Source organism: Microcystis sp. M169S2 (genome assembly GCF_020245865.1).
In the GTDB taxonomy this organism is placed as follows: domain Bacteria; phylum Cyanobacteriota; class Cyanobacteriia; order Cyanobacteriales; family Microcystaceae; genus Microcystis; species Microcystis ichthyoblabe_A.
The window spans coordinates 22,022-35,934 of the sequence record NZ_JADBUB010000114.1 but is presented as its reverse complement, the minus strand read 5'-3'; the positions used below and the strand labels follow the sequence as shown (position 1 = coordinate 35,934).

At 42.1% G+C, this 13,913-nt stretch carries 11 protein-coding genes; 7 read left to right on the top strand and 4 right to left on the bottom strand.

Annotated elements, in window-relative coordinates; all coding sequences use genetic code 11:
• On the top strand, positions 1 to 107 hold a 107-nt coding region (locus tag IM485_RS12240), incomplete at its 5' end, for a transposase (RefSeq protein WP_287638279.1).
• Here IM485_RS12240 and IM485_RS12235 read toward each other — a convergent pair.
• From IM485_RS12235 to IM485_RS12225, 3 genes are all read right to left on the bottom strand, one after another.
• On the bottom strand, positions 97 to 381 hold the full coding sequence (locus tag IM485_RS12235; protein ID WP_287743365.1) for a PIN domain-containing protein: 285 nt from the start codon (positions 379 to 381) through the stop codon (positions 97 to 99). The genes IM485_RS12240 and IM485_RS12235 overlap by 11 nt on opposite strands.
• The gene (locus IM485_RS12230) at positions 378 to 665 is read right to left on the bottom strand and encodes a hypothetical protein (protein ID WP_079208509.1); all 288 of its coding nucleotides are present in this window, start codon (positions 663 to 665) and stop codon (positions 378 to 380) included. Before IM485_RS12230 ends, IM485_RS12235 begins: the two co-directional genes overlap by 4 nt.
• A 424-nt stretch (positions 666 to 1,089) precedes the next feature.
• Entirely contained in the window at positions 1,090 to 2,511 is a 1,422-nt protein-coding gene (locus IM485_RS12225) for a hypothetical protein (protein ID WP_079208507.1), read from the bottom strand.
• 249 nt (positions 2,512 to 2,760) lie between these two features.
• Here IM485_RS12225 and IM485_RS12220 point away from each other — a divergent pair, with 249 nt between their 5' ends.
• From IM485_RS12220 to IM485_RS12210, 4 genes are all read left to right on the top strand, one after another.
• The gene (locus IM485_RS12220) at positions 2,761 to 2,949 is read left to right on the top strand and encodes a phage integrase N-terminal SAM-like domain-containing protein (RefSeq protein WP_104397435.1); all 189 of its coding nucleotides are present in this window, start codon (positions 2,761 to 2,763) and stop codon (positions 2,947 to 2,949) included.
• Complete coding sequence (locus tag IM485_RS22740) at positions 2,910 to 3,050, top strand: phage integrase N-terminal SAM-like domain-containing protein (RefSeq protein ID WP_104397434.1); 141 nt, start codon at positions 2,910 to 2,912, stop codon at positions 3,048 to 3,050. The genes IM485_RS12220 and IM485_RS22740 overlap by 40 nt, the downstream gene beginning before the upstream one ends.
• The gene (locus IM485_RS12215; RefSeq protein WP_104397433.1) at positions 3,047 to 3,652 is read left to right on the top strand and encodes a hypothetical protein; all 606 of its coding nucleotides are present in this window, start codon (positions 3,047 to 3,049) and stop codon (positions 3,650 to 3,652) included. The genes IM485_RS22740 and IM485_RS12215 overlap by 4 nt, the downstream gene beginning before the upstream one ends.
• 667 nt (positions 3,653 to 4,319) lie before the next feature.
• Positions 4,320 to 5,654: an AAA-like domain-containing protein gene (locus tag IM485_RS12210; protein WP_104397432.1), complete on the top strand. Its 1,335-nt coding sequence runs from the start codon at positions 4,320 to 4,322 to the stop codon at positions 5,652 to 5,654.
• 7 nt (positions 5,655 to 5,661) lie between these two features.
• On the opposite strand, the gene IM485_RS12205 is transcribed toward IM485_RS12210, so the two are convergent.
• Entirely contained in the window at positions 5,662 to 5,802 is a 141-nt protein-coding gene (locus tag IM485_RS12205; RefSeq protein ID WP_228009742.1) for a hypothetical protein, read from the bottom strand.
• 26 nt (positions 5,803 to 5,828) lie between these two features.
• Here IM485_RS12205 and IM485_RS12200 point away from each other — a divergent pair, with 26 nt between their 5' ends.
• Together IM485_RS12200 and IM485_RS12195 are read left to right on the top strand one after the other, a co-directional pair.
• Entirely contained in the window at positions 5,829 to 7,661 is a 1,833-nt protein-coding gene (locus IM485_RS12200; protein WP_194016966.1) for a carotenoid oxygenase family protein, read from the top strand.
• Positions 7,658 to 13,810 (top strand): AAA family ATPase, encoded by a 6,153-nt coding sequence (locus IM485_RS12195; protein ID WP_287743358.1) that lies wholly within the window; start codon positions 7,658 to 7,660, stop codon positions 13,808 to 13,810. The genes IM485_RS12200 and IM485_RS12195 overlap by 4 nt, the downstream gene beginning before the upstream one ends.
• Positions 13,811 to 13,913 lie beyond the last annotated feature (103 nt).

Here is a 13,913-nt window from a genome sequence, read left to right as displayed (position 1 = left end):
TAATTGAGGGAATGAATACCAAAATAAAGCTTATTAAAAGAATGAGTTATGGATTTACCAATTTTCAACATCTTCGACTTAAGCTGTTTGCTTGCTTTAATTCATAACAAAAATTAACACACGAAAACCAGAAGAGCCAGGCTCATCTATCCAAACTGTCTCGATATCTGGATTTTCTAGCAAATCGGTGATAAATTCTAGGGTAGCTAAACGCGGGTAACGCCGAACTTGAGCTAGAGCAACTAACTCTGCTAAAACGTAACTGTGGGTGATGCTTTTACCTGCACTATCTAACAATTGGACAGCTTCTTCATGTCCTGGTTGATCACGATAGACATAGCAAAGTAACCCAGAATTATCGAGGAGTATCACCGATTTCATGTCTCCTCATGAGTATCTCCATACTCTCTCCCTAAGTCAGCATCAATGCTTTCATTATCTGCTCCTGTCGGATAGCCGCTAATTGAGCCAGCGTGCGCTCGAAAGCGTTGACGTGCTGCTTCTTTTTCGGCTTCCGTGCGTTGGTCTTTAGCTTTTGTTAAGCGATACTGTCGTTCGAGGGAAGTTGCTGCTAATTCTGACAGGTCGATCCCTAATATTTTAGCCTGCTGTTGCAAGGTGGCATAAACTTCATCGCTCAATTCTAGGGTTAAGACTTGACTCATTTGGCTGTACCTTCATTGTGGCTATTGATTAGATTAATTTCTTTTTTAACTCTTTGACCATTATAACCTCGGACATCAGCTTGTCTCTTCACAGTAGCACTGTAGTGGACTGTTTCAACTAAAATAGGGCAATAGATTTCGGCTTAAAGTCTTAGATTATAAAATTTATAGCATTTTTCTAATACACCAAATTAGCTGAAACAGTCCAGTAGGGTGGGTTAGCGACAGCGTAACCCACCGCATATTAGAAAATTGGCTCTTCTGGTTTCTGTGTGGAAATGAGGTCTATACTGATAGTTTATTTAACAAAATAGTCCTAAAAGTCTTTCCTAGTAAACATTTCACGATTTCATAAGCAAAAATTATCACACAAAGTCGAGAAGAGCCGAAAATTGATGGTGCGTTACTAAAGAGCCATGTTTTCTCACCCTATGAAGTTTTCCTTTAAAAAAGAGTTCAAAAACGGAAAGAATGTTTTACTCGACTCAAGAATAGAATTATTCAACTCCTGTTCGTAAAGCTCTATCTGTTTTAATGGATGATCTTGTAGCCACTTGTAAACAGCCATTCTGAAAAGACGACCGTTTGGGCAATTTACATGATTAGCAGATAAGACTAAGATTTCATCTTCAGGTAGTAAAGTAATTTGAGAATATTCAGGTTGCTTTTGCAATAGTTCAAGTAAGTGGTTTTTAGCATTAGAATCCAAGAATTTTGGATTGATCTCTATAGTATTAGAACTAAATTTGGCCGCGTTGAGTAATCCAGATAAATGGCTATGCTGAAGCTTGATATTTTCTAATTTATCAAAAATTGAAGAGTAGCTTTTTTCAATACTGGCTATGGAACTGTCTAGCAATCTAGTATCTTCACTATATCTCTCTATAGCAAATTGAGTAATAGATCGCAAAAGATTCTCATAATCATTGCCTAAATTGAGGTTAAGCTGTCTGTCTAATCTCTGTACACTTCTTCTATCAACCCGATCCATGAACTCAACTTGAATTAGATATTGCAATTCTCGAAATTCTGAGCGAATCTTTACCTTATGTTCCTCTTGTACTGTCAATGATTTAATAGTTGGGACTTTATCAAAATCAATGTAGTTACTGACAATAGAATTAATGCGCTCGACAATCTCGCCAGAAATACCAACTCCACCAAATGCTTGATGTAGCTTTTTTTGAAATTCCTCAGAACGAAATTTTATTAAACCTGTAAAACGGAGCATTGCAGCGACTGCTCTTAGTTGACTCAATTCATCATTGGCGGACAGAATATGTTTGAACTCATCTAGTAGGGTTTCCGTCAATTGTGAAGTAGAGTGATAGTCTCGCTTAGTATACTGCTCAATAAAATTCGCCGCAGAGTATTTGATTGTCCTAACATTTCCCACAAGCCTTTGATCATTTGAATCCACACGAGAAGACAGAATACTCAAAGCTTGATTTACCAGATTAACCCCTCTTGAGCGAAGAATATTTTGATTGAACTTACAAACAACAACACAGTCACTTCTATCACCGCTCTTGATAGCTTTTTCTAAGCTATCGAAAAGAAGAGATGTTTTAAAAACTGATTCATAATCTAAATTCTGAATTACGAGTATAGGGGAAAAATGTTGTTCTGGATCAAATTTTTCGCCATGTCTAGCATCTCGCAGTACTGATTGATTCAAAACTCCACTTAGACTAGGGATCAAGTCTTTGAGTTCCTGTTCAAGTTTTTCCGCTTTTTCATCAAAACTTAAACGCACAAGCTTATCTTGGACTTTCTTTCGGATAGCAGGATCTGGATTCGCCCAACTATCTTTATTACTCAGTGACTTAAAATCAATGATACCCATACTATTGCCCTTGATTGTCTGAAATTTTAACTTAAGGCATTGACTTCGAGTTGGTGTGTCTAACCACTAATTCAACCGCTTACTGCGGTCTAGCACCCCCCTTTATCCTACTATCCCACCTCCATCGGTCTAACACCTCATAAATAAAACTTAATACCGCACCGTGCGGTTTAATCACCCCCATTTGGGCATAATTACCGCAGGGGGCGGTCTAGTATCTCTGCCAAACCGATTTTACCGCATTTGCCGATGACAGAAGAAGCCCAGTTCCATCGACTGTTAGAACGAGTCCGAGAAGTCATGCGTCTCAAGCACCTTAGCTTGAAGACGGAAAAATCCTACCTCTACTACATTCGAGACTTTATCCTCTTTACACAACAAACGCCACCCCTCCAGAGATGGGAGTGTCCGAAATCCGCCAGTATCTGTCGCATTTAGCCACCGACAAGCAGGTGGCTGCCTCAACTCAAAATGTCGCTCTCAATGCCTTGCAGTTGACGGGCCAAAAAGTGCTTTACGTCCAGACACCACAATTTTGAAGGCCTGTAAGGAAATTGGCGGTTATCAACCCGTCACCTGGTTAGCAGGAAGGGATAAAAGCCGTTATCCCCAAGTTTATCGCCCCCATCCCTTAGAAAGCAGCAATTATGGGGCAGTTGACGGGATGATTGGGGTTGCTAATCAGAAATGGCGAGAAAGTCTCTTAATACCTCGTCCTGTCAATCAATTTCGTGGTTTTTTTCCCGAAGTTAACAATCAGAATCTTACTGAGATAGCGATCGAAATCAAGGAAACCTACAATGATTATTTAAAGTCAGCGCGATCGCTTGAAGACCTGAAAAACCAGCATCCTGAACTGAGAGAACCTTATATCGAGGTAACATCAACAAAAAGTCAGAGAACGCTTTGCCTGACACGGCTAGATCGGTTTGGGACTTTAGAATCGAGTTTTTTCAGCCAAGATAAGCAGTTTCCCGTTGATTTACAGCTTGTTAACAACAAGATTGACCGAGAGATTCCTAAATCTCTTTTGGCTGTAGCAACGCTCGATCTAGAAGGGAAATCAGTGGAACAACCCATTGGAGCGATCGCCTTATCCTCGGTAGAGGAATACAACCTGAAAGCGGGAATAAATATGTAGAGATGGTGCGTCAAGAACACCCTGAAAGTGAAAGACAGCAATTAGCGGCGGCTCTCTGGCATTATGCTCATAGCAGGGGTCATCAGTCATCAGTCATCAGTTATCAGATTTGCGTTTCAGTCCACTGATTACTGGAAATACTCCCCAACTCCCACTCGGCAATAACTACTGGCAGCCAGAAATACGTTCGGCTCCTATCATACTTTCTGCTTTTTGTCAAAAAAACTTTTTTTTTGCAATAAAACTACACAAAAAAAAGATCATCGTTGTGGGTGAAATTGACTCATTTACCCGTCTTAATTAGGATCACCTTCTAGGTGTGGCAAGGGTTTCAGCCATTGCTGCTTAAAAAAGCACAAAATAACCGACTATGAAATTCTATCAAATCGCTGTAACCATTGTAAAATCGTTGTTAAATAAAAATCTTTCTCAATTAATTCTTAAGAATTTGTAAATATTGCGAAATGTTAATTTAAATATTCTCAAGTTTTTGGAGTCAATAGATAATTTTTGCTTATCTTTGTCGAAAAATAGAACTCCTGCAAAAATCCAACATCTACCATTGGGTTAGAAGTCAGTTATCAGTTATCAGTTATCAGTTCACTGAGAAAACTCCCCACACCCCACACCCTACACCCCACACCCCACACCCTACACCCCACTTCTTATGAGAGATTCCATGTCGGGCCATCTAAGAGTACAACAACACTGCCTCAATCAAGTTAAATTAGCCGTGAGAAAGCAGGGCTTTAGCAGTCAACGCTCCTTAGCCAAAGAAGCTGAATTTAGTCTGGCTACTGTCAGCAACTTCCTGACTGGTAAACCGGTAGAACAAGCCACTTTTGAACAAATTTGTCGTCGATTATGTCTGGACTGGCAAGAAATCGCCGCCCTGAATTTTCAGCTAAAAACACCCCCTGAAGACAAAATTCCGGTTAATTCGGCAGCCAAGAGCGAAAAATTGGACACATTACCCCCCTATCCCAATGGGGCAGTTCCCCTTGGTTCCCCATTTTATTTAGAACGTCTTCCCCTCGAAGAACAGATAAGGCAGGAAATCAAGAAACCGGGGGCTTTAGTGCGGATAAAGGCTCCCAAAGAAATGGGCAAAACTTCCCTACTTTTGAGAATGCTCGATTTTGCCAAACAGCAAGGCTACCGCACGGTGAGTTTGAACTTAGAACAGGTGGACCAGACGATTTTGGCTGATTTAAACCAATTTTTGCGCTGGTTGTGTGCCAATGTCGCTCGTCAACTACAGTTAAAACCCCAATTAGATGAGTATTGGGATGAGGATTTAGGCAGCAAGATTAGCTGTACCGCCTATATCCAGGACTATATCCTTGAATCAATTACTGCCCCCATTGTCCTCGCTCTCGATGAACTTAATCAGATTTTTGAACATCCCCAAGTGGCCAAGGATTTTTTACCGCTGCTGCGTTCTTGGTACGAAGAAGCCAAAACCCTACCTATTTGGCAAAAACTCCGTCTTATCGTCGTCCATTCCACAGAAATTTATGTTCCCCTGCAGCTCAATCAATCCCCCTTTAACGTGGGATTCCCCGCACAGCTAAGTCATTTTAGTCTGGAGGAGGTATTAAAATTAGCCCAACGTTATCAACTCACTTGGGAAAATCAGGAAAAAGTCCAACAACTGATGGAGTTAGTGGGAGGACACCCAGCTTTGGTGCAAACCGCCCTCTACTATCTCAGTCGGGAGGAAATAACCATGACGCAAATATTAACCAGTGCCACCTCCGTCACGGGGATCTATGCCCATCACCTGCGGCGCCATTGGGCAGTATTAGAACAACAGCCTGAACTAGCAAAAGCCCTCGATCGGGTGATGAGCGCCGTGGAACCCTTACAATTAGACCCAATTCTCGCTTACAAACTCAGCAGTATGGGACTACTCAAACAATCAGGAGATAAAGTGGTACCAGGCTATGAATTGTATCGACGCTATTTTTTAGAGGTGAAATCCTCTATCAGTTATCAGTAAACAGTAATCAGTTATCAGTGAGGGTGTAGGGTGTAGGGTGTGGGGTGTAGGGTGTGGGGGGAATAAATAAAATAATCTCCTGACGACCGGCTCCTATCTCCTGACTCCTATCTCCTGACTCCTGACGACCGGCTACTAACCCCACCAACAAACTTTTTGCCGCAAACCCTACTTATGAATATGTCAATCAAAGATACTGTCCAAAATACTGTCAACGTTAGTAATTTTAGTCGCTCGCAACTCGGTCGGCCGGATGAGAACAATTTATATAAGGCAGTCGCCACAATTACTGAGGGACATTGGCCGGAAAATCTGTCGGGATACGTTTTTATCGTCTGTCCTTTTCATAGAAAAAATGACCGTCATTTGTTCTCTGGCGAAGGTGTAATTATTAGATGGGACTTGCAAGGTAAAAATAATCAAGTTAACGTTTACAGTAAAAAACTGAAAACTTGGGATAGTTTTTGGCGAAAAGTTTTACCGATATTTAATATTAGTCAAGCCACTTTTCCTGCCGTGGTCAGCATTTTGGGTTGTTCAGAAATAGCGAATACTGCTATGGTTAAACTAGAAAAAGTTGCCGAAGAGCAACAACTAGAAGAAACCCGATTAATTCTCACTGCCGATGCGGGACGTTACTGGGAAGTGGATCCGGTTTCCCTGGATACTATCACTCCGATTGGTTATTTTGACCAACATATTGTTTCCGTGCCTTTGTCTATTTTCCCAGTCCTAGAAAATACCGCTCATCCCTTCTACGACAAAAAAACCAAAGAATTTATCACCTGTGAATTAAAGCTAAAACTTGTATCGGGAGGTATGTTAAAAGATTTAGATAAATCGGTGTATATTGTTCTTTGGGATCAACAAAAACAACTTAAACCCTGGAAACTACAGGGAGCTATCCTCGATGGTAGTCCCCATTCGGTCATCGTCACCGAAGATTATATCATGATTCCCGATATGCCCTTTCAGATGGGAGTAGCCAAACTATTAGGTATCAGAATTAAGCCTGAAGAAACCTATCCGAAAACTCAAATTTATCTGGTTAAACGTCAAGATCTCAAGGAAGAAGAAACCACCGTTCCCTCGCGATTAATTACCTTCAATGGCGACAGTTATCACTTCCTTTGTAGTTACTATAGTACCAACGGTCAAATTCAGATTGTGGCCATCCAAAATGCCACTATTAGTTTAACCGAAGCGATCGAAAAAGACGATATCCAACATTTTACCGGTCAGAGTTATCCCCCCGAATACCACGGCATCCCCTGGATGTTTTCCTTTGACCCCGGAGTGCTGCGCAAAGTGGTTATCGAAGATGCCAGGGTGATGAGCGAACAGGCTTTCGTCCATCCGGGGTGGTTCTCTACCACTCTCTACACCGCCGACCCGCGGGAATTGGAACAGGGATACAGCGCCATTTATCAGGTTTATGCTGGTTATGTGCGCGAATTAATCTGTCGTCGTCAGTATATGGATTGTCGCGACCAAAGTAATCGCATCCTCAGCGATGCCGAACTTCCCTGTCATGACTTGCCCTCGGTATTAGCCAAGGTTCCCTTCGATAAGGATTGGAATCAGTTAACTGAACAGATTAGCCAAGAACAAAAAGCCAGTGATACTCATGTATCACATTTAGGTCGGGGACCACTGGATTTTTATGTTTGTCCCGATGGCTATATTTTAGATAGCATTCAGTTTATTCCCCAAGAACAGGGCTATCTATTTACGACGGTTTTAACCCCGACCAGAGTATTAGAAGCTTGGTTATTTAACCCTGACAATCTCAAGGACGGACCGATTGCTAAACTGAGTTTGCCGGAAGATGTTCACTTTGGTTTTACCTTGCATTCCGAGTATTTCGAGCAGGTGCTGCCTTCTCCCCGTCCTTCCGTCTCACAGGTAAATCAAGTCCTGTCAGCCTTGCGGAGTCTTGTTTTAGTTCCCGTAGAATTTTTCTTGGGGAAACCCGCAGCCATTTACAATCGCCAAGTAAAAAAATGATTGTTCTCAACGGATACGACATTCTTGCCCAAATCTACGAAAGTGTTAACTCGGAAGTCTATCGGGCCATTCGCATCGCCGATAATCAACCGGTTATGCTCAAAATCCTCAAGCAAGAATATCCCACCACCCAAGAACTAACCCACTACAAACAGGAGTATAAAACCATCTGCGGTCTGAACTTCGAGGGGGCGATTAAAGCCTATGGTTTAGAAACCTACCGCAGAACTCCCGTGATTATTTTGGAAGATTTCGGGGGTGTATCCTTAAAAAAATGGCTAGGGGGCAAACCTCTGGCCTTAAGGGACTTTTTAAGCCTTGCACTCCGAATAGTGGCTAATTTAGAGAAAATTCACAACGCCAAGGTTATTCACAAAGATATTAATCCTGCCAATATAGTTCTTAACCCCGAAACCGGACAGATTAAAATCATCGATTTTGGCATTGCCAGCGTCCTGCAGCGGGAAAATCCGGGGCTAAAAAATCCCAACGTCCTGGAGGGGACTTTAGCCTATATTTCTCCCGAACAAACCGGACGGATGAATCGCAGTCTCGATTACCGCACGGATTTTTATTCCTTGGGCGTTAGCTTCTACGAACTTCTCACCGGACAATTACCTTTTCGGGCTAACGATGCTTTGGAATTAGTTCACTGTCATCTGGCTAAACAACCTTTGGAGATTAATAGTCTCGTCAGGGAGAAAATTCCCCCAGTGGTGGAAGCAATCATCAGGAAACTGATGGCTAAAACCCCCGAGGAACGATACCAAAGTGCCTACGGTATTCGAGCAGATTTAGAAGAATGTTTAAGACAACTAGAAACAACGGGTAAAATTGAGGATTTTGTCATCGCTAGGCAAGATCTAGCCAATCAGTTCCAAATTCCCCAAAAACTCTACGGTAGGGAGATAGAAATCGCCACTCTCCTCACTGCTTTTCAACGGGTAGCCACCGCGGATAAAAACTCCTCTCGCACCGAACTGATGCTAGTTACCGGTTATTCTGGCATGGGTAAAACCACCCTAGTTAAGGAAATTTATCAGCCAATTACTGAAAAACGCGGCTTTTTTATCTCTGGTAAATTTGACCAATTTCAGCGCGATATTCCCTATGCTGCCGTGATTAGCGCTTTGACTCATCTCGTCAAGCAACTTTTGGGGGAAAGTCAGCCACAACTGCAACTATGGCGACAAAAACTCTTAAAGTCTTTGGGGGCGAATGCACGGGTTATTATTGATGTGATTCCCGAACTGGAATTAATTATCGGTTCACAACCAGAGGTGTTACAATTAGGAGCGATCGCTACTCAAAATCGCTTTAATTTAGTCTTTAAAAATTTTATTCGGGTCTTTTGTTCCCCAGAACATCCCCTGGTCATCTTTCTCGATGATTTGCAATGGGCAGACTTGGCTAGTCTCCAGTTAATAGAATTAATTATGCTCGATGGCGATATGGACTATTTATTTTTAATTGGTTCCTATCGCAGTAACGAAATTAATTCCACCCATCCCCTAAGTGCTACTCTCGATAAATTAGAGCAGGGGGGCATAATTATCAATCAAGTTATTTTAAAACCTCTGGGTCTTGAACAGGTAAATCGGTTAATTGCTGACACCTTAAATCATTCTCTTGATTATGTGCAATCTTTGTCCGCTTTAGTCTGGCAAAAAACCCACGGTAATCCTTTTTTTGTCAATGAATTTCTCAAAACTATCTACTGGGAAAATTTGCTATTTTTCCAATCGGGGCAAGAAACAACCACTAAAACCGATAATAATAGGGGCTATTGGCAATGGCATCTCGGCCAAATTCAAAGGATTGGCAGTACCGATAATCTGATTCAATTTATGATGGGCAAAATGCAGAAATTGCCCCCCGAAACCCAGGAAATTTTAAGTTTAGCAGCTTGTCTTGGCTCAGAATTTAATTTAAACATTCTAGCAGTAATCTCTGAAAAATCACCTCCAGAACTTTTACCAATTTTAACTTCTAGTAGCGAAGCTGGTTTAATTATTCCCCTCTCAGAATTGGATGAACAATTACTGATTCAAGAATATAAATTTGCTCATGATCGCATTCAACAAGGAGCTTACGCTCTCATCGAAGACAGCAAAAAATCTTTAATTCATTTGAAAATTGGTCGCCTACTTTGGCAGCATACTGCCGCCAATGAATTATCGGAAAAAATTTTTAAAATAGTCGATCATCTCAATCTTGGTTATCAACTAATTAGCGAGGAAAAAGAACGAGAGTCAGTGGCTAACTTGAATTTACTAGCAGCCCAAAAGGCAAAAGCAGCTAATGCCAAAACTGGAGCCTTAAAATATATTAAAATCGCTCAAAAACTTCTCAAAAAATCAAGCTGGAAAAATAACTATCAACTGACTTTAGATATTTATTCTGAAGCCACAGAAATCGCCTATTTAAGTGGGGATTTTGAGCAGATGCAACGCTGGGCTAATCTCGTATTAAAACAGGCAAAAACAACCCTAGATAAGGTGAAAGTTTATGAAGTAATCATCGAAGCTTATCAAGCCCAAAATCACGAACTAAAAGCGGTAGAAATTGGTTTATCCGTCCTCAAAAGCCTAGATTTCGAGATTCTTGAATCCTTAAAATCATCAGATATTAAGGAAGAACTCAATAAAACTAGGCAAAAATTAGCGGGTCAAAATATCGAAAATTTAAGTAATTTACCGCCGATAAATGAGGAAGAAAAATTAGCAATCATGAAGATAGCGAGTGCCATATTTCCTCCTGTTTATATTGCCGCACCTCATCTCTTACCCATCCTAGTATCAAAACAGGTTAACTTATCAATTGAATACGGCAATAGTTATCTAGCGGCTTTTACTTATGTCAATTATGGCTTAATTCTTTGTGGTCTTTTAGAAGATTGGGAAACGGGTTATCAATTTGGACGATTAGCTTTAAACATTGCTGATAAATTTCATGCCAAAGCCCTGATGCCGAAAATAATTGCCGTCTTTTCCGCCACTATTAGTATCTGGAAAGAACCGATTAAAAATTCCCTGTCCTTGTTAAAATCTTCCTATCAAACCGGTTTAGAAATGGGCGATCTCTACTACGGAACAACCTGCGCCTATCTTTACTGTTTTCATTCCGCCTTTATCGGACAGGAATTAACCGAATTAGCCGGAGAAATAGCTAACTATGATCTGGCTTTTGTTAAGCTCAAACAAGAAAACACCCGCAACTATCTAAAAATCTACGGTCAAACAGTTTTAAATCTGCTGGGGCGCTCGGAAAATTCCAGCCGTTTAGAAGGAAAATACTATCAAGAAACTGTTATGTTACCGTACCATCTAGAGGCTAATGATCTCTATGGTCTCTGTGCTTTATTTGTTAATAAATTATACCTTTGTTATCTATTTGGACAGTACGAAACAGCCATTGAAAATGCTAACCAAGCCCAAAATTATCTAGGGGGAGCCACCGCTACTTTCTTGATTTCTCTGCATAATTTCTATGATTCCCTCGCTCATTTAGCTATTTATAATCATCTGGACAATGACCAAAAACAGCAAGTATTAGAACGAGTGAAGAATAATCAGAAAAAGCAACAGGAATGGGCCAATCAAGCCCCCTCTAACTATCTCCATAAATTTTACTTAGTGCAAGCGGAAAAAGACCGGGTGCAGCAATCCTATCTAGAAGCCATAGAAAACTACGATCTAGCCATCGCTAAAGCCAAGGAAAATGAATACATTAATGAAGAGGCACTGGCTAACGAACTAGCGGCGAAATTCTATCTCGATTGGGGTAAAGTAAAAATTGCCAAAACCTACATCAATGAAGCTGCTTATCTCTATTCTATTTGGGGAGCAACAGCTAAAGTCAAAGATATAGAAAGCCGCTATTCTCAGTTAATGGTCAATAATTATGGTTCCAATTCCCCGACCGAAACTAGGAGAACTACCACCAGAAAAAATTCAGTTAGTCATTCGGGAGAACTGTTAGATTTAGCCACGATTATGAAAGCATCCCAAGCCATTTCTAGCGAGATAGTTTTAGATCAATTACTCGCCACCCTGATGAAAATTCTCATCGAAAATGCGGGGGCGCAGCTGGGCTATCTTATCCTAGAAAGCGGCGGACAACTACTGATTGAAGCCTCCGGTTCAGTGCAGGAAGACAGGGTGACAGTCTTTAAATCTCATGCCATCGAAGAACATCTTCCCGTCTCAATTATTTACTATGTAGCCCGGAGCGGTCAAACCGTTCTGAATAACGATGCTGCCCATGAGGGCGATTTTAGCAACGATCCCTATATTAAAACCCATCAAACCAAATCCCTGCTCTGTTCGCCCCTCCTCGACCAAGGACAACTGCGGGGAATTGTCTATCTAGAAAATAATCTCACCGTCGGGGCTTTTACCCAAGAAAGATTGGAAGTGCTGCAACTGCTCTCCAGCCAAGCGGCGATCGCAATTACTAACGCTAAACTCTACGCCGAAATCAAAGCCAAACAGAGACAACTAGCGCAATTTTTAGAAGCCATGCCGGTGGGGGTATTTGTCCTCGATGCCGGCAGTCAACCCTATTATGCCAATCAAACCGCCCAAGAGATTTTAGGAAAAGAGATAGTTAATATCACCACGGCTAATCAGTTGGGGGAAACCTATCAGTTATATCAAGCTGGAACCGATCGATTGTATCCCACAGAATACCATCCGATTTTCCGAGCTTTAAGGGGGGAAAAAAACACGGTGGATGATATAGAAGTTCACCAAGGAGAGAAGATTATCCCCCTAGAAGTGTATGCCACGCCTGTTTTTGACGAAAAAGGAGAAATTATCTATGCGATCACCGCTTTTACCGATATTACCGAACGAAAACAGGCAGAAGCGGAACGGATTCGCTTTACCGAAGAATTAGCCGAGTATAGCCGCACCCTAGAACAGAAAGTGCAGGAGCGCACCCTAGAACTCAGCCAAACCCTAGAAATTCTCAAAGCCACCCAAGCAGAATTATTGTTTGAAAATGAACTGCTCAGAAGTACCGAAGAATCTAGCACCTTTGACTACCAAGTGGGGGGCAGTTTACCCATGGATGCCCCCACCTACGTGGTCCGCGCCGCCGACCGTTATCTCTATAAAGCCCTCAAACGCGGCGATTTTTGCTATGTTCTCAATCCCCGTCAAATGGGTAAGTCTAGTTTAATGGTACGCATGATCGATCATCTCCAACACGAGGGCATCTGTTGCGCTCCTATTGATTTAACCCGCATCGGCAGCGAAAATGTCACTTCTGACCAATGGTACAAGGGGATAGCCTTCGAGTTAGGGCGACGTTTTGGCCTGCTCAAAAGGGTTAATCTTAAAGCTTGGTGGCAAGAACGGGAAGATGTCTCGGCAGTGCAGCGCTTGGGCGAATTTATCGAAGAGGTGTTATTGCTGGAAGTGGGGATACTGGACGGTTCTCCCCCGAAACCAATCGTGATTTTTATCGATGAAATCGATAGCGTTTTGGGCTTAAATTTTGCGGTTAATGACTTTTTTGCCCTGATTCGTTCCTGCTATAACCAGCGCGGTTTTAACCCGCTCTATCGGCGTTTGACCTTCGCTTTCTTCGGTGTTGTCACCCCCTCCGATTTAATTACTGACCACCAAATCACTCCTTTTAATATCGGTCATTCGATTCAATTGGAGGGTTTTAAGGAACACGAAGCCCAGCCTTTACTGCGCGGATTGGCCGAGAAAGTTAGTAACCCGCAAACTGTCTTAAAAGAAGTCTTTGCCTGGACAAACGGTCAACCTTTTCTGACCCAAAAACTCTGTCAGTTAATTCGCACCGCCACCTCGCCGATTCCCCCCAATGGTGAGGCCCCCTGGATTGAGGACTTAGTACAGAAGAAGATCATTGACAATTGGGAGGCTCAGGATGAACCGGAACATCTGCGGACTATTCGAGATCGACTTCTCAACAGTCATCGCTCCCAGTTGCTCCTGAGACTCTATGAACGGATTTTAAGGGAAAAAGAGGTGATTGCCGAGGATAGCCCCCCAGAAAAAGAGTTACTTTTATCGGGGTTGGTGATCAAAGACCAGGGCCGGCTGCGGGTCCATAATCCCATCTATCAAGGGATTTTTAACCTCCATTGGCTGGCCCGGGCAAAATCAACCTAATAAGTAGGGTTTACTGAAAAAGTTTTTCCTGGGGGCAGGCTGTAGGGTGTAGTATTTCTGTATGGGGGAAGTCGAATACTGACTCCTAAAGACCGACTCCTAA